Source organism: Paenibacillus sp. BT-177, assembly GCF_025846815.2.
In the GTDB taxonomy this organism is placed as follows: Bacteria; Bacillota; Bacilli; order Paenibacillales; family Paenibacillaceae; genus Paenibacillus; species Paenibacillus polymyxa_C.
Genome location: NZ_JAOYTP010000001.1, coordinates 929,606 through 954,081, shown reverse-complemented (window position 1 = coordinate 954,081; position 24,476 = coordinate 929,606). Strand labels below are relative to the sequence as shown.

The 24,476-nt window shown below is 42.1% G+C and carries 27 protein-coding genes; 24 read left to right on the top strand and 3 right to left on the bottom strand.

Annotated features, from left to right (window positions below):
- The first annotated feature begins 71 nt into the window (after positions 1 to 71).
- The 8 genes from OIU26_RS04380 (at position 72) to OIU26_RS04345 (ending at position 7,142) form a co-directional block, all read left to right on the top strand.
- Positions 72 to 617: a hypothetical protein gene (locus OIU26_RS04380; protein ID WP_264216046.1), complete on the top strand. Its 546-nt coding sequence runs from the start codon at positions 72 to 74 to the stop codon at positions 615 to 617.
- Between the two features lie 178 nt (positions 618 to 795).
- Positions 796 to 1,191: a contact-dependent growth inhibition system immunity protein gene (locus OIU26_RS04375; RefSeq protein WP_044788072.1), complete on the top strand. Its 396-nt coding sequence runs from the start codon at positions 796 to 798 to the stop codon at positions 1,189 to 1,191.
- A 139-nt stretch (positions 1,192 to 1,330) separates the two neighbouring features.
- The gene (locus tag OIU26_RS04370; RefSeq protein WP_017428272.1) at positions 1,331 to 1,831 is read left to right on the top strand and encodes a hypothetical protein; all 501 of its coding nucleotides are present in this window, start codon (positions 1,331 to 1,333) and stop codon (positions 1,829 to 1,831) included.
- Positions 1,832 to 2,065: 234 nt separating this feature from the next.
- Positions 2,066 to 2,341, top strand: a complete 276-nt coding sequence (locus OIU26_RS04365) for a hypothetical protein (protein ID WP_264216045.1) — start codon at positions 2,066 to 2,068, stop codon at positions 2,339 to 2,341.
- A 108-nt stretch (positions 2,342 to 2,449) separates the two neighbouring features.
- Positions 2,450 to 3,490 (top strand): ABC transporter substrate-binding protein, encoded by a 1,041-nt coding sequence (locus OIU26_RS04360; RefSeq protein WP_264216044.1) that lies wholly within the window; start codon positions 2,450 to 2,452, stop codon positions 3,488 to 3,490.
- A 1-nt stretch (position 3,491) separates the two neighbouring features.
- Positions 3,492 to 4,268 carry a (2Fe-2S)-binding protein gene (locus tag OIU26_RS04355; RefSeq protein ID WP_264216043.1) on the top strand — a complete coding sequence of 259 codons (777 nt, stop codon included), beginning with the start codon at positions 3,492 to 3,494 and terminating at the stop codon, positions 4,266 to 4,268.
- Between the two features lie 109 nt (positions 4,269 to 4,377).
- Positions 4,378 to 6,099, top strand: a complete 1,722-nt coding sequence (locus OIU26_RS04350; RefSeq protein WP_264216042.1) for a helix-turn-helix domain-containing protein — start codon at positions 4,378 to 4,380, stop codon at positions 6,097 to 6,099.
- Between the two features lie 683 nt (positions 6,100 to 6,782).
- Positions 6,783 to 7,142, top strand: coding sequence for a hypothetical protein (locus OIU26_RS04345; RefSeq protein ID WP_264216041.1), 360 nt, complete (start codon positions 6,783 to 6,785; stop codon positions 7,140 to 7,142).
- A 367-nt stretch (positions 7,143 to 7,509) separates the two neighbouring features.
- Here the strand turns inward: OIU26_RS04345 and OIU26_RS04340 are convergent, their stop codons facing one another.
- Positions 7,510 to 8,259, bottom strand: coding sequence for an SDR family NAD(P)-dependent oxidoreductase (locus tag OIU26_RS04340; protein ID WP_264216040.1), 750 nt, complete (start codon positions 8,257 to 8,259; stop codon positions 7,510 to 7,512).
- A 239-nt stretch (positions 8,260 to 8,498) separates the two neighbouring features.
- Here OIU26_RS04340 and OIU26_RS04335 point away from each other — a divergent pair, with 239 nt between their 5' ends.
- From OIU26_RS04335 to OIU26_RS04295, 9 genes are all read left to right on the top strand, one after another.
- The gene (locus OIU26_RS04335; RefSeq protein WP_264216039.1) at positions 8,499 to 9,068 is read left to right on the top strand and encodes a TetR/AcrR family transcriptional regulator; all 570 of its coding nucleotides are present in this window, start codon (positions 8,499 to 8,501) and stop codon (positions 9,066 to 9,068) included.
- Between the two features lie 10 nt (positions 9,069 to 9,078).
- Positions 9,079 to 9,321 carry a hypothetical protein gene (locus OIU26_RS04330; RefSeq protein ID WP_264216038.1) on the top strand — a complete coding sequence of 81 codons (243 nt, stop codon included), beginning with the start codon at positions 9,079 to 9,081 and terminating at the stop codon, positions 9,319 to 9,321.
- A gap of 173 nt (positions 9,322 to 9,494) precedes the next feature.
- Positions 9,495 to 9,944, top strand: a complete 450-nt coding sequence (locus OIU26_RS04325; protein ID WP_264216037.1) for a GNAT family N-acetyltransferase — start codon at positions 9,495 to 9,497, stop codon at positions 9,942 to 9,944.
- Between the two features lie 88 nt (positions 9,945 to 10,032).
- The gene (locus OIU26_RS04320) at positions 10,033 to 10,446 is read left to right on the top strand and encodes a GNAT family N-acetyltransferase (protein WP_090738669.1); all 414 of its coding nucleotides are present in this window, start codon (positions 10,033 to 10,035) and stop codon (positions 10,444 to 10,446) included.
- 809 nt (positions 10,447 to 11,255) lie between these two features.
- Complete coding sequence (locus tag OIU26_RS04315; RefSeq protein ID WP_164964522.1) at positions 11,256 to 11,786, top strand: hypothetical protein; 531 nt, start codon at positions 11,256 to 11,258, stop codon at positions 11,784 to 11,786.
- Between the two features lie 553 nt (positions 11,787 to 12,339).
- Positions 12,340 to 12,795: a DinB family protein gene (locus OIU26_RS04310; protein ID WP_264216036.1), complete on the top strand. Its 456-nt coding sequence runs from the start codon at positions 12,340 to 12,342 to the stop codon at positions 12,793 to 12,795.
- A 21-nt stretch (positions 12,796 to 12,816) separates the two neighbouring features.
- The gene (locus tag OIU26_RS04305) at positions 12,817 to 13,440 is read left to right on the top strand and encodes a class I SAM-dependent methyltransferase (protein ID WP_264216035.1); all 624 of its coding nucleotides are present in this window, start codon (positions 12,817 to 12,819) and stop codon (positions 13,438 to 13,440) included.
- Between the two features lie 138 nt (positions 13,441 to 13,578).
- Entirely contained in the window at positions 13,579 to 13,947 is a 369-nt protein-coding gene (locus tag OIU26_RS04300) for a hypothetical protein (protein ID WP_264216034.1), read from the top strand.
- A 91-nt stretch (positions 13,948 to 14,038) separates the two neighbouring features.
- Positions 14,039 to 14,638 carry a DUF1801 domain-containing protein gene (locus tag OIU26_RS04295; RefSeq protein WP_264216033.1) on the top strand — a complete coding sequence of 200 codons (600 nt, stop codon included), beginning with the start codon at positions 14,039 to 14,041 and terminating at the stop codon, positions 14,636 to 14,638.
- Positions 14,639 to 14,727: 89 nt separating this feature from the next.
- Here the strand turns inward: OIU26_RS04295 and OIU26_RS04290 are convergent, their stop codons facing one another.
- Together OIU26_RS04290 and OIU26_RS04285 are read right to left on the bottom strand one after the other, a co-directional pair.
- Positions 14,728 to 15,591, bottom strand: coding sequence for a sulfurtransferase (locus OIU26_RS04290; protein ID WP_264216032.1), 864 nt, complete (start codon positions 15,589 to 15,591; stop codon positions 14,728 to 14,730).
- A 74-nt stretch (positions 15,592 to 15,665) separates the two neighbouring features.
- Entirely contained in the window at positions 15,666 to 16,610 is a 945-nt protein-coding gene (locus tag OIU26_RS04285) for a DMT family transporter (protein WP_264216031.1), read from the bottom strand.
- Positions 16,611 to 16,843: 233 nt separating this feature from the next.
- On the opposite strand from OIU26_RS04285, the gene OIU26_RS04280 reads away from it, so the two are divergent.
- From OIU26_RS04280 to OIU26_RS04250, 7 genes are all read left to right on the top strand, one after another.
- Positions 16,844 to 17,749: a hypothetical protein gene (locus OIU26_RS04280; RefSeq protein WP_264216030.1), complete on the top strand. Its 906-nt coding sequence runs from the start codon at positions 16,844 to 16,846 to the stop codon at positions 17,747 to 17,749.
- A 212-nt stretch (positions 17,750 to 17,961) separates the two neighbouring features.
- Entirely contained in the window at positions 17,962 to 18,675 is a 714-nt protein-coding gene (gene dapD, locus OIU26_RS04275) for a 2,3,4,5-tetrahydropyridine-2,6-dicarboxylate N-acetyltransferase (protein WP_013372273.1), read from the top strand.
- A 182-nt stretch (positions 18,676 to 18,857) separates the two neighbouring features.
- On the top strand, positions 18,858 to 20,012 hold the full coding sequence (locus OIU26_RS04270) for an N-acetyldiaminopimelate deacetylase (RefSeq protein WP_264216029.1): 1,155 nt from the start codon (positions 18,858 to 18,860) through the stop codon (positions 20,010 to 20,012).
- A gap of 57 nt (positions 20,013 to 20,069) precedes the next feature.
- Complete coding sequence (locus OIU26_RS04265) at positions 20,070 to 21,179, top strand: ABC transporter ATP-binding protein (RefSeq protein ID WP_264216028.1); 1,110 nt, start codon at positions 20,070 to 20,072, stop codon at positions 21,177 to 21,179.
- The gene (locus tag OIU26_RS04260) at positions 21,169 to 21,981 is read left to right on the top strand and encodes an ABC transporter permease (protein ID WP_264216027.1); all 813 of its coding nucleotides are present in this window, start codon (positions 21,169 to 21,171) and stop codon (positions 21,979 to 21,981) included. Before OIU26_RS04265 ends, OIU26_RS04260 begins: the two co-directional genes overlap by 11 nt.
- A complete protein-coding gene (locus OIU26_RS04255) occupies positions 21,971 to 22,792 on the top strand; it encodes an ABC transporter permease (protein WP_264216026.1) in 822 nt (273 codons plus the stop codon). The genes OIU26_RS04260 and OIU26_RS04255 overlap by 11 nt, the downstream gene beginning before the upstream one ends.
- Complete coding sequence (locus tag OIU26_RS04250; protein WP_264216025.1) at positions 22,789 to 23,862, top strand: ABC transporter substrate-binding protein; 1,074 nt, start codon at positions 22,789 to 22,791, stop codon at positions 23,860 to 23,862. The genes OIU26_RS04255 and OIU26_RS04250 overlap by 4 nt, the downstream gene beginning before the upstream one ends.
- Positions 23,863 to 24,476: the final 614 nt, after the last annotated feature.

The following is a 24,476-nucleotide window of genomic DNA, read 5'->3' as shown; positions in this document are numbered from 1 at the left end:
AAGGCAAACTTAAAAATAGAGGTGTCCGAATGTTAACTTACGAACAGATTACTAGTCAAATAATTAATTCGATGAAGGAAGCAGGACTTAATCCATATATTATAAAACATAACCTTGAATTGGTTACTCTAATGAAAGAATTTGAATGTCTTTGTGTAGTAAAGGATAAAAGATCTCCGTATATTACAAGAGCAGAAATTAGTTTTAGCTGGGATAGTACGATGACGGCTGAGTCTATCTATGGAGGAAATTGTGCATTATTCCATGATGAAACTGAAGAATGTTTCCATGATGAAGAGAATAGGGAAGCAGTGTTGGAACTTGAAATTAAATATAACATAGAGGCTAAAGAAGGGTTTAAAGAAGAGTCGAATTTGATAAATACAGAATTAATAACAGTTATTAATACAATAATGGAACACCAAAATAAACCTCAGATAACATGGGAAATAACACTTAATAATAATGGAGTACACTTTGTAAGATCAATTAATTTGCATCATTACTGGAATATAGATATCAATGATGAAGACTTAGATTTAGATTGGGTTTTTGAAGAAGTACGCGAGATGCTGATAAATATCGATAAACTTCCTTTTATTGAAAATAAATTATAATTAGCTCAGAAAGCGAATACATCACATAACATAATATTCACGCTGCGACTCCTGACGGAGTCTTGGTCTGCACAGGTGGATTTCGGAAAGGGATTTCAGCAGACAACCCCTTTGGGGTTCATGAATACGGGAACGTTATGTGACATACCGGAAACCATTTATTTAAGAGGGTGAAGCCATGCAACAAGTAGATCTAACCAAAACCCTTGAAGAACTTGAAGGAAAATATTGGGGTGAACCGAATTTTGCTTCTTCATTAGTGATCCAAGTACATCGATTAAGGAAGAAGCCTCTTTGTGAATTGAATAATGAAGATTTAAGACTTTTGATTGGGCAACAAATGAATCTAGATTTTCTTTTACCTCTAGCCTTAGAGCAATTAATACAGAACCCATTCGGATCAGGAGATTTATATATCGGAGATTTATTTTGTTCGATACTCAAAGTGGAGAAAGAATATTGGAAAGAACATAAAGAGTTGAAGAACGAATTGGATGAAGTGATTAGAACCTATGAAGAAGCGAGAAAGACATTAGAAGAGCACATAAGTAAATACAGAAGCGATCATTTGTAAGTAGATTCAAGAACCCCGGTACACCACATAACATAATATTCACGCTGCGGGCATTCGCCGGACACCCGACATACGTCGGGTCGTGAGTACGGGGACGTTATGTGAAACCACATAAGTTTTTAAAGGATGGATGATTCAATTGGATAATTTAGCGCTAGAGAGCTGGATTGATACACATAAAATTATGGATAGAACCTTAGAAGGTTTTTGGGTAACATTCAATAACTACATGAAAGAATGCCCAGAAGAAATTAGTTTGTTTTTTGATGAATTGAATCTAGAAGATATTAAGCCTTCAATAGATACAATTGAGTATAAAACTATTTTTCATTCCGATTATCAGATTGTAGACAGTCACTATTCCCAGCAGGTTATATCTACGTTAGACATTTACTACAAAAAAAAGAGAATAGGCTATTATAGAATGTTCTTTTATACCGATGGCGAATGCTTTGACGATAGCCTAGTTACGGAATGGACAGGCTGGTATATAACATTGAAACTTGAAGCGTTAATTGAACTTCAACAAGAAATTAAAAATGAATTGGTAAAAAATAAGATCAAAGAAGATGAAATCGAAAAAATCTATAATTTAATAGATAAACGAATATCTAAAATCAAAGTTCAAATCCATAAATAATTGTAGGTAGAAAGTTCGAAGAAGATGTGGCATCACATAACATCATATTCAAGCTGCGGCTCCTTTGGAGCCTGGGTCTGATAGAAGGGTGTCGGGGAGAAATTTCAGCAGATACTCCCTAACGGGTGCATAAATACAAGAACGTTATAGGAAATACTTGATAAAAGGAGAAAGCAAAATGTTTTAGAAATATCTGCGGATGAAAGGGTATTAAATATAGATGTTTCACCGAAAATGGTTTATGAATCCAAAGAAACATTTTATGAGTTTCCACATTCAAAATTTAATGAAGAGTACCCACAAATTTATCATACAAACCTCTGTTGTAGTTTCAATGGAACAAATGGATATGGAATGTACATTGATGCAAGAGGTAGGAATCAATGGAAAGAAAAAATGGGAGATTCTTGGTTTTGTTGGCTTGATACATTAGACGATGATTATGCAGTAATTAGTAAAAGAGCTGATAGAATTGTAAATGAAGATATAGCGGTTTACATGTCGCATTAGTCCGGCTGAAATGTCGCAAAAGTACATGGTAACGCGATGTGGAGATATATTATACTCGCCTTATATTTCGATAATGAAAATCATTATCATACATAAGGAGGTTTCACCATGAATAAAGGAACAAAGAGGCAAGCTGCCGGAAACATGGCACATGCTGACCATAAATCACGATTTTTAATGATCTGGATGCTGGCCCTTGTTCTTGTACTGACGGCTTGCGGTGCCGGAGCAGGTACAAATGGCGGCAATGAGTCTGCTACAACTCCAACGGACACGCCTTCGAATGGAGCGTCTCAGACTGCCGGAGCCTTCCCGGTTACGATCTCGCATATGAAGGGTCAGTATACGCTTAACGAGAAACCAAAGAAAATTGCTGTGCTTGATGTCAAATTTCTGGATCAATTGCTAGCCGTTGGCGAGCAGCCGGCAGGCAGTGTTATCGCTGAAGGCAATACCACATTTCCAGAATATTTAGGCGATAAGCCGGGTGACGTACAGGTTTTAGGTACACGGGACAAGCCCAATCTGGAAGCGATTGTAGCATTGGACCCGGATCTTATTTTAATGACTGATTTTCAAGAGAAAGAGTATGAGAGTGTAAGCAAAATAGCGCCCACAATCGTACTTGACTTCTACGAGGACTGGCGAGATACGTTAGCTACGGTGGCTGCGATCACAGGTAAGCAGGCAGAGGCAGAAACTGTGCGTAAGGCTTATGAGGACAAAATTGCAGGACTAAAGGAGAAGCTGTCGGAGAAATTGGGAGAGGAAACGGTAGCACTTATTCGTCCGAGAAAAGAAGGCATTCGTGTTCATGGTCTTGAGCATCGAACAGGCGGCATTCTGTATGAGGATTTGGGCTTAAAAATGCCTGCATTAGTCCAGAAGATCAAAGATGATACCTCCGTTGAAATCTCGATGGAGAAAGTTCCTGAGATTGGTGCAGATCATTATTTTGTTCTGTCTGATGAGTTGTTTGCGGCAGAGGCAGAGGCTTTGGATAGCAGTTCAGTATGGAAATCCCTTGATGCAGTTAAAAATAACCGTGCATATGATGTTAATTCTACACTTTGGATCGCTTATTATGGCCCACTTGCAATTAATATTATTGTAGATCAGGCATCGGAAGCACTGTTGGGATCGAATTAAAATGGACCATTATCTATCGACTGACTTATGGCAGCAAACGGTGGAAGAACACTCGATTCGGCTTGGTGAGCCGTCTGAAGATAATGTCCGTATTATTGCTTTGAGTCAACTACATGAAGAAGCTGCATGCCGAGAGTATTTAAGCTGGCTTCAAGAGTATATTGGTGCGCCTGACATGAGGGTAGCTGCTTCGATGTTAGCTAAGCGAATCGGCTACCTGTGGATTGCTCCGTTGCTGACCGCGATGACCGTTCATCATCAGCATGTTTCTTTTCGGCTAGACAACAGCTTTCTCTATCATCCGACGCTCACAGCTAATGAGGGGGGGACGCATTTTCCTCTTCTAGCTATGAACGGGCTTCGGGCAGAAGCACTAACTGGAGACAGGGAAGTGTGGCGGGAAAAGGTGGTAAAGGAGATGTTTGCGTTACACCTTGCACCGCTGTTAAAGACGCTTGCTGCGATTGCTCCTCTTTCGATGAGTATCCTTTGGGAGAATATCATGATACGCATTGTCCCATTATATACTCCTGAAGTAGACAATGCTGAGCAAGAAAGTCAGCACATCCAGGCAGATTTTTCATATCTGACGCAAGGAGCGCCCGGGCATTTGTTCGGTGTAAAAAGAAATCCGTTCACCCGGTTCACAAAAAATAAGGACAGCATTCCAGCCGTGAAAAGCAAGCGTACCACCTGTTGTTTTTATTACCGGATGTCAGGGGAATATTGCAGAAAATGTCCGAAAATTGACAATGAGAATAAATCTCAATTAAAATGACAACAGTAACAATTTTACTTTTGCTAACAGGCCTGGTTGTAGTTAATTGGTTAAGCCTAGTCATGTGAGTCACTCTAGCAAAGGATGCTATTGTCAGGAGATGAGAGAAATGCCGCTACAAGAACAGACAAGTCTATGGAGTGATACAACGATCAAGATGCTTGACGAGTATAGCGGTACTTTGCAGACAGGCAGTGTTCTTCGCGAAACGGAATTAACTTCGAATGTGTTGTTGCTGGCATACGGAGGGGAAGGGGAGCTTGCAATGAATGGTGAGGTTTGCCACATTGGAGCTTCTTTTGCTGGTCATGTTGTTAAGGGGACATCCTTAACGCTGACGGCCAGATCAGACGACATTTATTATATCGTGATCATGTACAAGGCTTCTTCTATGGAGGGAGCCTCTCTTGTTTTGCCTTCATATCGAAAACATCCGTTGCGCACTTCATTTGTGCAAAATTCGGTAACCCAAGCAGAATGGATCGAGAATGCAGAAAAAATCGTTGCCAAATGGCGTCGTGGCGAAGGGATGGAACGTTTTCATGCCAATGCGTTGCTTCAGGGCATGATCTACGAACTGATCATGGATTACGAACGTGATCAGGGAGGAGAAGCGTCTGACATGGTGGATGTTGTCGCTTCATATATAGCGTCGCATTATCGCCAGAATCTGGAGCTTAAAGAGCTGGCAGCCCTTGCTGGATGCAGCTTAAGACAGCTGCAGCGACGATTCAAACAAGAGAAGCAGCTCGGACTGACTGAGTATGTCATTCAGTTGCGCATGGAGAGTGCATCGCGGATGCTGCGTCACACGGATGCTCCCATCGGTGAAATTGCTGACAGAATGGGCTATCGCGACATGTATTATTTCAGTAGGGCGTTTAAGAAATATTATGGCATCCCTCCGCTGCGTTATAGGCTTGATGCCGCTTCGAAAACAGATATAGACTATGCTCATTCCTTGCAGCGGAACCGCACAGCTTCTTCATATGAGTCGGCCCAAGGCTCGGTGATATGCCATATGCGAGGGGAATACTATGTTATCGGATCTCCGAAGCGTATCGCTGTACTCGATGTGCAATATGCTGATCATTTGCTTGCGCTGGGGCTCTCTCCAGCAGGTAGTGTAGGACTAGGCAATGCAGTGTTACATTTCCCTCAAACGATCAGGGCAGGACTTCAGAATACTGAATTACTCGGAACATATGAGTACCCCGACCTGTTTGCAGTGGAGCGACTGTCTCCGGATCTAATTATTTGCACCGAGGTACATGAGCCGCACTATGAACAGTTAAGCCGGATCGCTCCAGTTCTCATGTTTAAGCGCAATGAAAACTGGCAGACTATTTTGACTCTGTTCGGTGAACTGACAGGCAAACGAGAAGAGGCAAAGCGTATTATAACGGATTATCACCGACGAACCACATTGCTGTCCGAAGAACTTGCTCCCGTTCTGGCAGGCAAGAGCGTGGCACTGATCCGTCCGCTGGATTCTCTGGTTCGCGTGCATTCTGCCTCTCATCGTACAGGGGCTGTGCTGTACCATGATCTAGGTCTGCCTGTTCCGTTATTTGTGGCAGATACCTCCGACACGGCCTATCACATCTCAGTTGACAGACTACCGGCTGTACACGCCAGCCATTACTTCTTGCTTAGCCATGAACTCATGCAGGAGGGAATATCCGCAACAGAGCAACGTGTCTGGGGAATGCTTGATACCGTTGAGCGCCAGCACATACACTCGGTCGATGCCGCGACATGGATCGGCTGTTATGGACCCACAGGCATCAATGGCATTGTGGATCAGATCGCTCAGGCTTTGTTGGCTTGATGGGAGAAGAAGTTGCTACTTGTGCGCATAGAGATTTTAACAGGAACTAAAGACAGTTCATCTTTGCCTTATGTCATAGAGGGAAAGTTGAACTGTTTTTTTATGGCCAATCCATCAGATAACATCATATCCACGCATCGGAGCCTGGCGGTTCCTCGGTCCGGCAAAGAGGATTGCCAGGGAGTGGGGGCAGGCGGACACATACGCACGGCGGCCGCTCATTTCGTTCGCATAAGTCAGAGGGACATCGTGAATACAGATAAAATATAGATACAATTGACTCTTGGGTGGGTATGGTTTTCCTTCGAAAAGTGAGACCATGGAAGTAAAAGATGCGATGACTCTAATGTTACTATTTTGGACATCTATTCTTGCATTTTTAACATGCATCAATAACAACAAGAGAAGGTAAAAAATCACCTAAAGGTTAAGAGCCGAAGGGGGAGGGGTTATTACCTGAGACTTAAAAGGGAATAAACCTCCACGCCAATTGTACTGACCAGGTGTTGACCGTACTTGGTCTTTCATTAAGGGTGTACTAACAGATGAAAAAAGATGAATCAAAGAAAAAATTAGATAAGTGAAGTGAAAAGCAAGTTAGTAAGCAAACTCATATGCGAAATACTATGCAACAATTTTAAAAATCTATTAAAACAAAAACAAGAAAATGAGGGATATGCCCAATGACATTACAGGACCTATTTAATGAAAAACCAACTCAATTGTGGAACAAAAGAATGGTTGAATACGGAGATGACCTTTTTACGGAAGAGAAATTATTAATGTGTGATAAAGTCCTGGATAACTATCTAAACCAATTAATATTATTACAAGAAACTAAACATCCTGAAAGTATTATGAAGGCTGTAGAAGAAATTGTAATTTCTTTTAATGAATTGAATGAAAAGAACGACTATTTTATTGAAACGATGGAACGTGAAGAATTGGCTGAATTTATAGATAAGGCAGCAAGACTAGCTGGATTAGAAATTGAGGAGGATCAAGATATTACAGAAGAATGGAGAGAATGGTGTGGTAATTAAGCAGGATATGTAAGTAGATTCAATGAAGTCATGAAACTTTGCATAACATTACATTCATGCATCGGGCCGAGACAAGCCCGACCCTTGATCCAGAAGAGGCATTTCGGAAGAGCAAATTCACCGGACAAACTCAACCAGCTAAGTGGCAGAGCCACCCGGCATTACGTGCCTTAAGCTGTTTGAACTTCGGGAATACCCAACGTTATGTGAAATCAACAAAATTATTTAAGAGGTAAACATGGGTGTGACTGCTTGGCGTTTTTTCTTACTTCACGAGCAAGTTGCAATAAAAATGAACATGAAATAGACGGAACTGAGTGTTTACTTCATGTTCGCCTAAATTTTTGAGAATTGAATTACAGATGGATCAATGGAACTTTGGAGGTTCAGAATTCATCGTATCGTTAAGCTGGGTCACAAAAACACCTTCGTTCGGTCCAGGGTTATTTCGAAACATTTTCGCTTCTTCCACCAGAACTTCGTCTGTATCCTTGCCAAGTATCTTTATTGTTGCATCAATGAATGAATCAAGTGGCATCGCACGCGGTTCAACGTTGTTGCTTTGAACCCATGGGGGCACAATTTCTATTACTTTTACCGATGTGTCTTTAAGCATGTACCTTTGGGACAGCGTATAGGTATGAAGTGCTGCCTTCGTCGCGGAGTATATAGCAGTTGTCGCTAATGGTACAAATCCAAGTATCGAAGTCGTGTTGATGACAACCGCTTCTTCTTTGGCCTTCAAATGCTCGATGAATGCAGAAGTCAACCGAATGGGACCTAGCAAGTTTGTAGTGACAGTCGAAATCAAAACATCCTCATCGATCACGCCCGCCGCGTCATCGGACTGTATGATGCCGGCGTTGTTAATCAAGACATTAACATCCGGGTATTCTTCGATTAACTGCTTGGCGGTCGCCTTTATGCTGGCAGGATCTTGTACATTCAATTCCACTGCGGACATGCCGGGATTCGCTTTAATCGTCTCATCCAGACGCTCTTTACGTCGACCGGAGATAATAACTTTATTTCCAAGATTGTGGAGAGCTTCTGCTAACGCACGTCCAATTCCCGAACCGCCGCCTGTAATAAAAATCGTGTTTCCTGTAAGTTTCAATTTTTAAACCTCCTAATTCAATATGATTTAAATCATTCAAAAGATTGTACAACAATAGATTTCATGATTACAGCTCCTCTAGAATTAAACATATGTTGAATCATCAACATAAATTTTATAAAGTGAATGTATCAGTGCGGTATGTGGGGTTCAATGGTTAAAATAAGCGTGGTTGTTGATTTTTCAACAGAGGACTTCGAAATGTTCATTTTTTCGGATGGTACAAAGGGGAGAAGGATATGGACAGGCGTATTCAAAAATCGAGGCAAGCCATTATTGATGCTTTTATGAGGCTAATGTCAGAAAAGGAATTCGAGAGAATTACGATCAATCAAATTGCGGAGGAAGCGAATGTCAATCGCGGAACGGTTTATTTGCATTTCGCTGACAAGTACGATCTGCGCGATCAATGCATGGAAGCTCAAATTAACGAGTTACTACGTAATTGTATGTCTGAAGATAACTTCTTTCATCTCCCTTCCAAAACCGCACTACTGCGTACGTTTGAATATTTGGAGCAGCATGCTTCATTCTACTCTATAATGCTGACGAACAAGGGAAGTACGGTTTTTCGAAACCAAATAGAGACAATGTTCCGGCAAAGTCTGTGCGAGCATCTAGATTCGATCAACCTCGATCAGGATATGAACAGGGACATTACGGTGCAATTTTTAATTTCAGCGGCAGTGGGGGTATTGGAATGGTGGATTACCCGTTCGATGCCGTATCCAGCATCGGTCATAGTTGAACAATTTTGGAATTTGCTGAACCGTGGTGTCGAGGGAGACGAAGCAACATCGTCCATTTGAGTCTCTAAATTTGGGCTTTTTTGAGGCTGTCACCTATAATATGGATATACTCTTTGCCAATTATGGGATTAATATAATTCGAAGAGATGGGGGAATATTCATTAGTTTTGATACTGGTGGAATAGTGGTTCAAATGATAGAAATAGAAATAACAGAAGAAGAGTCACTAAAAGCTCAGAAAAGTGAAAGAGATGCATATGAACTAATAATCAAACTACAAAATGAAAAAAGACCATATAAGAAAGTTCGCTGATAAAAAATTGCATATTGATTTTGAATGCATAGTGAAGAAGTTCGGTAACTTCTGATAACATAATATTCAAGCATAAGAATCCTCACGAAGCCTTGACCTGCTGGGATGGAGTTCGAGGAGGCGTTTCAACAGACAACCCTGGAAAAAATAAAAAGACAATGGAGGTATGTTGGGTGCTGACATTAGAAAAAGCTAGAAAAAATGATGCTCAAAAACTTGCTGAAATACAAAAGGCCAGTTTTGAGGATGAATCAAAGTATTTTAATATTAACGGAACCGTTGGGCCCATAGGGTATGACTCCATAAGTTGGCAAGAAGAGATGATGCAAAATTGCGAATACTTCAAGGTACTCTTTAATGGAGAAATAATCGGGGGAGCTATGATATTTGTAGAATGTAATCAAGTGCATAATCTAGGAAGGATCTTTATTGATCCAAATTTTAAAAATCAAGGAATCGGAACGAAGATGATGGAGAAAATTGAAAGTGAATTTCCAGATAGCACTGAATGGTGGCTGGATACTCCTAGCTGGAGTGTGAAGAATCATCACTTCTATTCAAAGTGTGGGTTTACTAAAGTTAGAGAAGAAGGCGACTTATACATTTTTAAAAAGACTTTATAAACTTATGTACTGTACAACGTTATGAGACATCAATGCTAAGTGTTACCAAGAAGATATTTAATGAAAAGCGTGAAAGGGAGGATTTACAATGCAGATTGATTTTGCAATTGAATCAGATTGCGAGTATATCTCGTTAAGAGACAAGCACATACATAAAACACTGATAAGACCCAAAATAAAAGAAAATGAAATCCTAATAATCAGAGAATCCAATCAAGAAATAGGTTGGATGAGATACGGATTTTTCTGGGACAACACACCATTTATGAATATGATATGGATAGATGAGGAGTACAGAGGAACAGGTATTGGTAAAAAAGTTGTCCAGTATTGGGAAGAATTAATGAAACAAAAAGGATTTGAAATGGTTATGACCTCAACACAGTCGAATGAAGGAGCTCAACATTTTTATAGGAAGCTTGGGTATAAAGATGCTGGATGCTTAATGCTTGAGAACGAACCTCTGGAAATAATATTGACAAAGGAGTTGAACAAGAATTGACGTTGAGGAAATCAATGTAAAAAGCATTTTAAGAAGAGAGTGCTAATATGTGGTGTATTTCTTCCAATATAGAACTAAAAAAGGAATTGACTTTAGACTACAGAGATTTTTTTTAATAGAGTAATCCAGAATAGACGAGACCAAATAATATTAAACAAGGATTGAAGAATATATTAAATAAGAACTAGAGGTATCACATAACATCGTTTTTCTGAAAGTGAAAGTCAGGTGGACAATCCTGCGAGGCTAAGAACCGAAGCTAGCCAGTCGCTACGCTTCTTTAAGCTTCTCGGGTTCAGGAACACAAGAACGCTATTAGACATAATTGCTGATAAAGTAATGTTGAGGTGAATGATGAAAGTATTTCAAAAAAAAGCAATCCCAATCATTGTTAGACATTATCAATTCATTTGCATTGTTGACGAGAAACCTTATGAGGTATTGTTTAGAGCTTATTCAAGGAAGTATAAAACTTCTTTTATTGAAATTTCGTTCGACTGGAAAGAATGTTATTACATTAACTTATATAGACCTTTAATAAAATCCATATTAATTGAATATTGTATAAAGCTTGGTTGGATATATGATAAACCGAAGCAAATTCTAAGAATAAAGGACAGTAGAAAAATTGTTCAAGAACTATCATTAAGGGATTATGATTACAAATAAATGTTGGCATTTTCATGCGAAGCAATTTTGTCTACGATTAAGAGAATTGCTTATAGATAGTTGATTGAGAATTTTAAACAGCTCGAAGGCGAGGATCATAAAGGGCTGATTTTGTAAGTTGAAAAGTGTTGGAGGATAGTATGGCGAACACCATTTCATTACCAAAACAATTAAATGATGTAGTTGAACCCATAGGTATGTCAAATGGATTAACATCAGTCTTTATTGAAGTTCTAGCTATTAGTGGATCACTACTAGCTAAAACGAATCGAGAAAAAGAATTAATTATTTGGCTAGCACAAAGGGACCAGTCTGTAGTTGGAATAGGAACAGTTGGTTTTGATATTGATGAAATGCCTTGGACTATAGGCTCCTTTGAAAGCGAGAAAGATTTTATACTAGATACTATTTCAAATGCAGCAGATGGTTTAGGGTGGGAGAAATTAAGCTATAAACCACGCCAAGATTGGGTTGTTAATTGTTTGAATCAATTTGGCTTAATGATTAAAGCATTCAATAAAGAAGATGTTGACATGAATAATTATACAGAATGGTCAGAAATTGAAGAGGGGGATGATAACCCTACAATTCCAAGAGGGTATCCCAAATGCGAAAAACATGATATCTATTTAAATTGTCATGGATGTATACTTTGCAATAATGGAAGCTGAATTAAGGACTATAGGTATTTCATGAAGATGGTAACAATCATATAACATAATATTCATGCTTCGGGTCATGCAGAGCTCTTGGTTTGCCAGAGAGATTTTAAAGAAGCCAGAGCAGACAGCAACCCCTGAGGGAGTTCATGAATATAAGAAACATTAGGCGAAATATGGTGGTCATACAACAAGTCAGGGAGAAACCATGAAAATATCCTTAAATAAAGTAGATGAAAATAGACTTGATGTGCTGTCAGTAGATATGGAAATTGACATAAGAAAAGAATTCAAATATTACAAGACATTCTGGGCGAATGGTCCATGTTATTGATTGGAGGAAAGCTTTATATCTAAACGCAATTGCATTACTTGAGAATGGATCATCCAATAGAGTTATTCAAAAAAGTAATTTTAAGTTTGTTGGTGAGATAGAAATAGATGCTGAAAGATATAATCATTATAGAATTCATAAAAAAATTTTTAGCAAACCCCACTTTTGGGGTTCATGAATACAAATACATTATTCTAACTAACTCAAATCTGAAAAGAGGGGTCTGAAACCATGAATGAGAAGTCGCAGTTACTAGAGGAGTTCAAGGAATGGATATGTTTTGTTTCTGAGATTCGTGAAATGGATTGGCAAATAAAGATTGCCGAAGATAAATGGTCAGTTCACGATATCGTAAGTCATATACTGCTGTGGGATAAATATTTTTTTGAAGCATCCATAAATCCGATATTAAACAATACGCCTGTGACATTAACACATATTGATTTTAATCAATTTAATCAGGGTGCTGTTGAATATGGGAAAACAAAAACCAAGGAAGAATTAATTGAAATGACTATTCAGTACCGTAACATGATATTGCAGAGTATAGAGAGTTTTGAAGACGACAAGTTTACTAAAGAATATGCTGACGGGAAGTTTACTATACTATCATATTTAAGAGATTTTATCTGGCATGATCAACATCATATAAGACAGATTGATGAGCTTAAAAGAAGAGCTATGTGAGTATATAGGCAGGTGAATAATATGAGAGATTATTGGAACAAAAGGTTTGCTGAAGAAGGAATGATTTGGGGTTGTGAACCAAGTCAAACTGTAACCCAAGCTATAGATTTGTTCAAAAAGAATAATGCACATAATATTTTGGTTCCTGGTGCTGGGTATGGGAGAAATACCAAGATGTTCTCTTCTTATTTTGAGGTTGATGGAATTGAGATATCTAGTTCAGCTATAAATCTAGCAAAAGAATGGGATTTGAAAACGAATTTTATTCAAGAATCGGTGTTAGAGTTTCGTACAAGCAAAAAGTATGACGGCATATATTGTTATGATTTATTACATTTATTTTTGTTGGAAGACCGAAAAAAACTGATACAGAATTGTGTGATGCATTTGAAGGAACAGGGAGTGATGTATTTTACGTGTTTTTCTGATCGCGATTTTAATAATGGTGTGGGTAGGAACGTTGAGGAAGGAACATATGAATACAAGAAAGGGAAATATGCTCACTTCTTTACTGAAGAAAATTTAATAGAACATTTTAATGATTTGAATATATTAGAAATGGGTTCCATAAGAGAATGTCTGACACATGCAGAAAAACAACAAGAATATGAATTAAGATATATAGTTGTTCAAAATATTGGATAGCTATTTCGGGGAAGTAATTCAACAGACACATCCTACCGCTTAACTGCCGCAAGTGGCAGCCGGACTGTTAGTCCTTAAACGCTAGGACATCGTGAATACAGATCGTTATATGTAATTGGAACCGAAGGGAATAAAAAAATGAGAATGCAAGACAAACCAATAGTAAGTATTATAGGCTTGGGATTATTTAGTCTGACACTAGTGGTGCACATTTATTTTAAATCAATTAGAACAATGGATGATGTAGGGATGGGTATATTATTGTCCCTAGTAAATGCCATATTTCTAGTCTTTCCATTGCTATGGGGAGTATTGGGTGCGGTAGAATTCTCAAGAATAATGAGTTGGAGTGAGGAAATAAAGACAAGAGAAGTGAACGAAGAAGTAGATTTAGATAAATACAAGAAAAAAATTAAGATATATCTATGTATAAACGTAATTTATTTATTGTTAGTTATATGTCAATTGGGTTATGTAATTTATAGGTGGGATGAGGTGAACATATAATAAATATAGCAATGTGACGGCTATTCTATAGATTTTCTGTAAATATATATACATAAACATTATGAGCAAAAACAATAAGGGGAGAGCTAACATGACAAATAGAGAGGAAATGAATCCTAAGGTTGATGTGTATTTAGATAAAGCGAAAAAATGGCAGGCGGAAATGGAGAAGTTGAGAGCGCTCATGCTTGACTGCCAGCTAAACGAAGAATTGAAGTGGGGTAAACCATGTTACATGTTTCAGAATAGTAACATAGCTATAATACAAGGCTTTAAAGAACACTGTGCGCTTATGTTTTTCAAAGGTGCTTTGTTAAAAGATCCCAATGGTATTCTAATCAAACCTGGGGAGGACACGCAGGCGGGGCGCCAGATTCGATTCACGAATGTTGAAGAAATCGTGGAGATGGAAGCCATCTTAAAGGACTATATTAATGAAGCCATTGAAGTGGAAAAAGCCGGGTTGAAAGTGGATTTTAAAAAGAACACAGAACTCATTTTTCCTGAAGAATTTCAAACTAAATTAGATGAAAATCCTGCCTTGAAAACTGCTTTTGCTGCATTGACGCCGGGACGACAAAGAGCATACATTATGCATTTTTCTGCACCCAAACAATCTAAAACTCGGGAATCAAGGATTGAAAAATGTATCCAGGACATTCTCGCTGGAAAGGGATTAAATGATCGATAAATTCGATGAGAGAAAAAACACACTGCCATGAGCTCAATCGCTTAAGGCAGTGTTTTGTCTTTAGAATCAGTATATCTGTTAAAAATGGATCATTCCTGTCCGGTCGCCACCGGATTTTCCTCATAGCTGATCCAATCGCTCCAGCTCCCCGGATAGAGTCTCACATTACTAAATCCTGCCTCATTCAAGGCCAGGACATTTGGACAGGCAGATACGCCTGATCCGCAATATACGATGATCTCAGCGTTCTGATCAAGGTCTGAGAAATGCTGTTTTAACTGCTCTGCGTTTTTAAATGACCCCTTTTCATCTAAAACCTCTTTCCAGAAGAAATTCACTGCACCGGGGATATGCCCCGCTGCTTGATCTATGGGCTCTTCCAGCCCCAGGTAGCGCGGACGCTCTCTGGAGTCGATCAATATAGGTGAAAAACCGATATAGGAGCCAACAGGAACAGAAGCTTCGGATATACGTTGTACTTCTTTCATACTTGTGAGCATTTGTGGCTGAATATTTGCCACAAAGGTCGAGGGAATGCGAATCGGCTGGTCTGCCGTAAACGGGAATTTTGCTTCCTTCCAAGCGCTGTAGCTTTCTTCCAGTACGTATACCTGCTCATGCCCGAGGTAGCGCAGCAGCCACCAGAAGCGGGAGGCCATCATACCGCCTTGGTCATCATAAGCGACGATGCGTGAACCTGCATTGATTCCGGCACGGCTCAGACGTGCAGCAAGTGTATCCACATCAGGTAATGGATGGCGACCCCCATGCTCGCCTAGAGGAGCGGTGAGGTCCTCTTCCAAATCGAAGTGAACCGCCCCAGGAATGTGGTCTTCATTAAATTCGGTCCGTCCAGCCCCGGCTTGTCCGAGCACGGAACGGCAGTCGGCAATAATTATGTCTGGTTCATACAATCGGGCCAGCAGCCAGCGTTTGGATACGATGGATTTCATAGAGGATTCCGCCTTCCTTTTTTTGACAGCAAATTTAATCCATTGAGTATGATTTATGAAAATGGGGTAATAAGCTAAGAGCTAACCTTCAGAGGGTGCTCATTGTCAGGCATTTCACTTTGGTGGACAACTTGCTTTTTAAAATCCGTTCCGTATCGGATGAAAACCCATACTCCAAACAGAATGAAAAAGCCTGCACCAAACTGCAAGGCAGACAGCCTTTCCCCGAGCAGCACCCATGCCAGTAGGGAAGAAATAACAGGCTCACCGAGTACCGCCATCGACACCGCGGTGGCATTTATGTATTTGAGCAGCCAGTTAAACAGGTAATGTCCGAACAGCGTAGGCACAATGGCAAGCAGCAAGAACAGCCCCCATTCGCGTGGCGCATATCCAGTAAAAGGTATAGCATTGACCACATTATACAGCGCAAGCGATGTGGCTGCGATGATAAAAACCCAAAAATTATAGACAAAAGCGCTCAAATGCTCGCGCAGATGTTTGCCCATCAGCATATGGATGGACACGGCGACCATACCCAAAAAGGACAGTGCATCTCCGAGCAGGGCTTGTCCTGAGACATGAAAATCTCCTGCACCGATGGCCAGTGAGCCGACAAAGGCCATACCCATTCCGAAGAGCATAGCGCGATTCGTGCCTGTCCGGAAAAACAAAAAAGAACCGAGCATGACAAGGATCGGTTCCAATGTCATAATAACAGTAGAGCTTGCAACGGTGGTCAGCCGCAGCGAGCCCATCCACAGCAAGAAATGCATCCCTAGCGCGATACCGGACCAGAGGATCAGCATCCACTGCTTGCGAGTAAGGCTGAATAGCTCGGTGCGGTATTTCCAGACCAATGGTAGCATAAGAAGATTGGTCAGGTACAAACGGTACATAGCGATGACGGACACCTCGGCTTCAGACCATCTGACGAAGATCGAGGAGAACGAAATAGCGATAATACCTATGATGTACAATAACTCAAAGGAAAACGACGGTTTGTGTGCTTGATTCATGTGGCAGCTCCATCCATATGAAAGAAATGAAATACGTTTATATTCCTTCTAACCGGTATCTCGAAAATGAGGTTTAATGTAGCCTATTATACCGTACCTGGCATCCCCATGGTATTAGGATTTTGCAAAATCCTGAGAATATAATCAACGGGAGCGAGGGGAAGGATTTTAAGTGAGATGCTGCATAGAACTTTTGCTGCACAAGCTCGTCTAACATCGTGGAGGTGGATTTTATGAAAAAACATAACACATTTTCAATCATACTACTGACTGTCGTGGCAGTGCTGGCTCTATCAGCCTGTGGTACGAAACCACAAACCAATAACAATGCACCTCAAGGGGCAGACCAACCGCAAACACAACAGCCGCAAGCCACTCCGGAGCCGGTCGCTGAGCCGCAGGTTAAAAAAGGCACAGGCGTATACAACGGAGCTGCTGACCCGCATACGGTAGAGATTGAGACCAATGGCGAAGCCCAATCCTTCCAGTTAGGAGAAGGACTGGATACGGTAATAGCTGGACTTAAAGAAGGTGATCCAGTAGCGTTTGAATATAACGAACAAGCAGTAGAGGGCGACGCGACAGCGAAGCAACTGACTTTAACGAAAATACAAAAGACAGAGGCTGCAACAGATGGCAATCCAAACGGAAGTTCTGGTCAGCAAGTAGGCGTAGAACGCGCGAAAACTCAAACTTTTGAGCTTACCCTTGAAGGGAAAAAGGAAAAGCAGACAGCAACCTTGACAAAGGGAGAGGGCTATTCGCTGTATGTGTTTGATCCAATGTCCCTGTTCCCTGATCAAAACCGTGTCGCTTTGGCGGTAGATGATAATTACTACGCCGAAATTAAGAAGCTGCCCTCCGACTTTAATCTAGATGAGCTTCAAAAAGATGGCGAAAAGGACCTAGCTTCCATTGGCAAGGTGCAAAAGCTGGACAAAGCAGACGTGCCTAAAGCGCTGACCAGCAGCCGCCTGTTCTTGCAAGCGAACGGTTCGAAGATTACACGACAATATATTGTTGTAGAAAATACTACGGGCGCTTTCAGCGTGAAAGTGAATATTCCACAAGGGGAGCCTGCTGAAGGATTCGAGTCCTTCATTTATACCTCGCTGGAGAGCCTGCAAGCGAATAAATAATCCTGATTAAAATTAGGATGGTCGCTGGCCTATACTTATGAATTTAAGGCAGTCAAACTGCTGAAGCTTGTTGTTTTAGGTACAAGGTTAGCGCTTCGAAGATCTAATCTGTAATTGCGAGACCTGCACTTTTGTGCTATAAAGGATGAGAGAATAAGATCATTCCGGCTTGCGAAGTCGTATGAAGCGATGAAGGAGTTGTTAGATTTAATATGTCCATCGAAATGAATACACAAGAAGTCATCAACGTGATTAAAAACAGCAAGAAAAAGACGCCTGTTAAAGTATATGTAAAAGGGGCTTTGGCTTCCGCATCTTTTGGCGAGAATGTTCAAGCTTTTATTTCTGGAGACAGCGGTGTGGTATTTGGTGATTGGGCCGATATCAAGCCGGTACTGGATAGCGCAAACGCGAAAGAAGAAGATTATGTGGTGGAAAATGACCGCCGTAACTCCGCTGTTCCTATGCTGGATCTGAAAGGCATTAATGCACGTATTGAGCCAGGCGCCTATATCCGTGATATGGTAGGCATTGGTAACAATGCAGTCATTATGATGGGCGCAGTGATTAACATTGGCGTTACGATTGGTGAAGGCACCATGATTGATATGAATGCTGTACTTGGCGGTCGTGTTAAAGTAGGCAACATGTGCCACATCGGTGCAGGCGTTGTCCTTGCAGGTGTCATTGAGCCACCATCCGCACAGCCTGTAATCGTAGAAGACGAAGTATTGATCGGTGCGAACTCGGTTGTACTGGAAGGCGTACGCATCGGTAAAGGTGCAGTTGTTGCAGCCGGAGCGGTTGTAACTGAAGATGTGCCTCCATACTCTGTAGTAGCTGGTACACCTGCACGTGTAATCAAACAAGTCGATGACAAGACTAAATCCAAAACTGAGATTTTGAAAGAACTGCGCGTTCTGTAAGAAGGCAAAGTTTTTTATGTACCAAAGGTGAACGATTCCTTGTCAGGAGTATGATAGACTGACAGCATAACATAGGGACGAAGCACAACGGACAAGGCTCGGCGGCTGCGCCGGGCTTTTGTCCTTTTGTTCTTTTGCCCGATAAGAGCTGATGAGCTATAAAGAGGAGGCGTAGCAGCATAATGAGCACAGCCGATTATCGTTCTTTTGTTCAAATACGAAGGGATCTGCATCAAATTCCCGAACCAGGGTTTGAGGAATATAAAACACAACGATACTTGCTGAACTACTTGGAAACGCTCCCTCAGGAGCGGCTGGAGATTCGTACATGGCGTACGGGCGTGTTAGTATTCATTCATGGAACGGCTCCTGAGCACCGTTATGGATATCGTTGTGATATGGATGGTTTACCCATCGAGGAAGAGACGGGTTACGATTTCCGTTCGACTCATCCCGGCTACATGCATGCTTGTGGACACGACTTACATATGACGATTGGATTGGGAATTGTGACTCACTTTGCGAGTCATCCGATGAAGGATGATCTGGTCGTGTTGTTTCAACCAGCTGAGGAAGGACCTGGTGGGGCGTTGCCTATGCGGGACAGCACAGAGCTGGCCGACTGGATGCCGGATGAAATTGTCGCATTGCATGTTGCACCAGAATATCCTGTAGGCACGATTGCCACCCGCCCGGGTATCCTATTTGCCAATACGTCGGAGCTTTTCATCGACCTCAAGGGTACGGGGGGACATGCAGCGTATCCACACAAGGCGAATGATATGGTAGTAGCTGCTTGCCAGCTGGTAGGACAATTACAGACGGTGGTAGCCCGTAATGTGAATCCACTGGATGCAGCGGTCATTACCGTTGGCAAGGTTAGTGGAGGTACGAAGCAAAATATCATCGCGGAAACCGCGCGTTTGGAAGGTACGATCCGAACGCTGTCTGCTGATACGATGACGCTGGTTAAATCGCGGATTGAGGCGCTGGTGCGCGGTGTGGAAGCTGGATTTGAATGTCAAGCGGAGATTCATTATGGCTCCAATTATTTGCAAGTGTACAACGAAGCCAAGGTGACTAAGGAATTCATGAACTGGGTCAGTAATCGGCAGGATGTGCAGCTCGTTGAATGCGGAGAAGCGATGACCGGAGAGGATTTCGGGTATTTTCTGGAGCGAATTCCAGGTCTGATGTTCTGGCTTGGGGTGGATACGCCTTATGGCTTGCACCATGCCAAGCTGGAGCCTGCGGAGGAAGCCATCGAGGTGGCCATCCGAGTGTTGACAGACTATTTTACATGCAAGTCTCAAGGGCGAATGATACGGTCTGAATAATTATGTTTAATGAAGAGAATGTAATGGAATGAAGTCGAATTTTTGAAGGAGGGTGTTATGGGAGAGCAAACCATCATCCGATTTGAGCGGGTGACCAAACAATATGACAACGATCCCCCGGTGCTGGCGGATGTCAGCTTTGAGATTGAACGTGGTAAATTCTATACACTGCTGGGTCCTTCTGGCTGTGGTAAAACGACGATTCTGCGTATGATTGCAGGGTTTGCAGAGCCGACAGAAGGCTCTATTTATTTGAATGATAAACTCATTAATCGTGTGCCGGCCAATGAGCGCCAGGTCAATACGGTTTTTCAGGATTATGCGCTATTTCCACATCTGAATGTGTTTGAAAATGTAGCCTTTGGTCTGCGGATCAAAAAGATGAACAAAAAAGACATTCAGGAAAAGGTGACACAGGCGTTGTCCTTTGTCAATCTGGAAGGCTACGGCGAACGGGAAATTTCCGAGATGTCCGGGGGACAGCGTCAGCGCGTGGCGATTGCACGGGCTATCGTCAATGAGCCTGATGTTCTCTTACTGGATGAACCTTTGTCGGCACTGGATTTAAAGCTGCGGACAGAAATGCAGTACATTTTGCGTGAAATGCAGCAGCGCCTGGGAATTACCTTTATATTCGTTACGCATGATCAGGAGGAAGCGCTGGCCATGTCAGACGAAATTTTTGTCATGAACAAAGGCAAGATCGAGCAGAGCGGTACCCCAAATGATATCTATGATGAGCCGATTAATCGGTTTGTGGCTGATTTTATCGGCGAATCGAATATTGTTCCTGGACGTATGATCGCGGATTATCAAGTGGAATTTAACGGTCGACAGTTTGAGTGTGTCGACGGAGGATTGCGTGCGAACGAACCGATTGAAATTGTGATCCGGCCCGAGGATTTGGAGATTACGAGTGTCGCTGAAGGCAAGCTGCGGGTAAAGGTGGATACCCAATTGTTCCGTGGAGTTCACTATGAAATAAGCTGCTATGATGATTCAGGGCAGGAATGGCTCGTGCATTCTACCAAAAAGGCGGAGCTGGGAAGTGAAATCGGTCTGAAATTTGACCCGGAAGCCATTCATGTCATGCGGTTTGGGGAGACAGAGGAAGAATTTGATCGGCGTCTGGAAGCCTATGAAGAGGTAGATCAGCATGTCCGGTAATACAAGAGCAGCGTATCTGCTGCCTTACTATTTATGGATTGTGCTGTTCGTGGCGGCGCCAGTTGTCCTTGTATTTTACTATTCACTGTTTGATGTGGATGGTCATCTCACATTCAGCAACTACGCTCAGTTTCTGACACCTGTTTACTTAAGCATGACGCTTAGCTCGTTTTGGTATGCATTTCTGATTACGGTATGCTCACTGCTCGTGGCGTATCCGGCGGCCTATTTACTTACTCGCACCAAGCATAAGCAGCTGTGGCTGTTGCTCATTATTTTGCCAACCTGGATTAACTTGTTGCTTAAAACGTATGCTTTTATCGGGATTTTCGGAACCTATGGTCCGGTGAATGCGATGCTAGGAATGGTTGGGTTGGGTGGTCAGCAAATATTGTTTACCAGCTCCAGCTTTGTGTTTGTATCTGTTTATATTTTTGTGCCTTTTATGATTTTGCCCATCTATAATGCGTTGGAAGGCTTGAATCCTTCACTGCTGGACGCAGCCCGTGATTTGGGAGCCTCCAAATGGACCGCGTTTCGCAGGGTTATTTTCCCGTTAACACTTTCGGGTGTGCGATCCGGTTGCATGGCTGTGTTTATTCCAGCGCTGTCGCTGTTTATGATTACCCGTCTGATTGCGGGTAACCGTGTGATTACGCTGGGAACGGCGATAGAGCAGCATTTTCTAGTTACTCAGGACTGGGGTATGGGCTCTACAGTTGCTGTGTTCCTGATTTTGGCGATGGCGATCATTATGCTGCTCACCTCGCGAACGAAACGGAGGGTGCGGCATGGCAAATAAAAACCGATTCGGAAATATTTATTTGGTGATTGTTTTTCTCGTGTTGTATGCACCTATCTTGTATTTGATGTACTATTCCTTCAACAGCGGCGGTACCATGCACGAGTTTGAAGGCTTTACACTTCAATATTACAAAGAGGTGTTCGCAGATACCCGGTTGATCATTATTGTCATTAACACTTTGGTGATTGCTTTGCTGTCGTCTGCGTTGGCTACAATAATTGGTATCATGGGTGCGCTGGCTATTCATCAGATGCAGAACCGTCGAGTCAAAAATACGCTGCTGTCGCTCAACAATGTACTAATCGTGAACCCGGACGTCATTATTGGCGCTTCCTTTCTCATTTTGTTCACGATGGTTGGAATTAAGCTGGGTTTTTACTCCGTTTTGTTATCCCATGTTGCGTTTAGTGTGCCGATTGCGGTCATTATGATTTTGCCGCGGCTTCAGGAAATGAGTCCATCTCTGGTCGATGCCGCGCGTGATTTGGGTGCCAGCCGGCTGGATGTGCTGACCAAGGTGATTTTGCCCTTTATCAAGCCAGGAATTTATGCAGGCTTTTTTATGGCGTTAACGTACTCGCTGGATGATTTTGCAGTGACCTTTTTTGTGACAGGCAGTGGCTATTCGACCTTATCAGTGGAAATATACTCACGTGCCCGTCAAGGGGTTTCCTTGTCCATCAATGCACTGTCCACGCTCATATTCCTGTTTACTGTGCTGCTGGTGGTGGGCTACTACTTTATTATGCGCAAGGCGAATCGTAATGGTAAAAAAGAGCCTGCGGCGGAAATGGGGGTGCCTAGATGAAGTCGCTTGTGCGCGTGTTTCTGTCCATTTTCATCATTTCGTTTGGTCTGATGGGCGTGGCAGCCTGGCTGAACTCCAGCCAAGGCTACTCCGGCGGTAACACACTGACGGTGTACAACTGGGGAGACTACATTGATCCTGAGCTGCTGGAACGGTTTCAAAAGGAGACGGGCATTACCGTCATTTATCAGACATTTGATTCCAATGAGGCGATGCTGACGAAAATCGAGCAGGGAGGAACTTCGTTTGATGTAGCGGTTCCCTCGGAATACGCTTTGGCTAAAATGAAGCAAGAACATCTACTGCTCCCATTGGACCATAGCAAGCTGCCGAATTTGAAGCATGTAGATTCTCATTATCTAAACCTTTCGTTTGATCCAAATAATCAATATTCGGTTCCGTATTTTTGGGGGACAGTCGGGATTGTGTTTAACCCGGTGCTGACCAAAGGCATTGATTTTCATAGCTGGGATGGCCTATGGGACCCGAAGCTGCGTAATAACCTGTTGCTGGTTGATGGAGCTAGGGAGATTATGGGCATGTCGCTGAACAGTCTCCACTATTCCTTGAATGATACAAACCAGACGCATTTGCAGCAAGCTTTGACGAAGCTAGAGAAGCTAGCACCTAATGTCAAGGCTGTGGTTGGCGACGAGATTAAAATGCTGCTGGCCAATGAGGAAGCTGCTGCCGGAGTTGTATGGTCCGGTGATGCGTCCGAAATTATGGATCAGAATGATAAGCTGGATTACGTCGTGCCAGATGAAGGGTCCAACCTGTGGTTCGATAATATAGTTATTCCAAAAACGGCCACCCATGTGGACGCGGCTCATAAATTTATCAATTTTATGATGCAGCCCGATGTAGCCGCTCAAAATGCCGAGTTTGTAGGTTACTCCACGCCAAACAAGGATGCAAAGAAATTGCTGCCTGAAGATATTTCTGGCGATGAGCGGTTCTATCCTCCATCTGAAATTACAGATAAGCTGGAAGTATACAACAATCTGGGTAAGCGAATGCTCGCTCACTATAATGAATTGTTCCTGCAATTCAAAATGCATTTAAAGTAGGGGAGTCGGACTAGGGGGTGGTGCTTTAGAGGCCGCTGCGGAGGCGGATGGTGCTTACCATCGCTGTTAAATTCCGATTTTTATGATTGAATATGTAAAGGTGAAAATCGGAATTTAAAGGCGACCGCTTACGCTTGTCCAGCACCATTCCGCCCCCTCCGCTGGGACATGCTTAAAGCAACGTACCTATTAATCCCACGCCGACGGTGAGGGAGTAGTGAGAGCAAAAAGGCCCTTGAACCACCCGTGTAGGGGGTTCAAGGGCCTTTTTTGTTTACTCACCGCGCGAAGCGGTAAGTATAGTTTTTTTCCCCGGCTATTGTCCGAAGAAAATAAAGTTGTAGACTTAGAAAATAAAGTATTAGACTGGTGAGCACTTCATTAAGCCAACTGGCAGAATAGTGAGAGAAAATGAACATTTTTAAAGCGGTGCCACTGAGGGTAAATGAATAACTGTGTTGATATTAAAGCTGGATAGATTACTATACGAAATATAAAGGTCAAATAGCCGGGTTTATTAAAAGGCAGCGATACTCCCGCTCAAACGAGTAAGGGTGTACTACTGCCGTTTCTTTTTCAGATTCGTTTTTAGATTCCTGGGATTATAGTTGCAA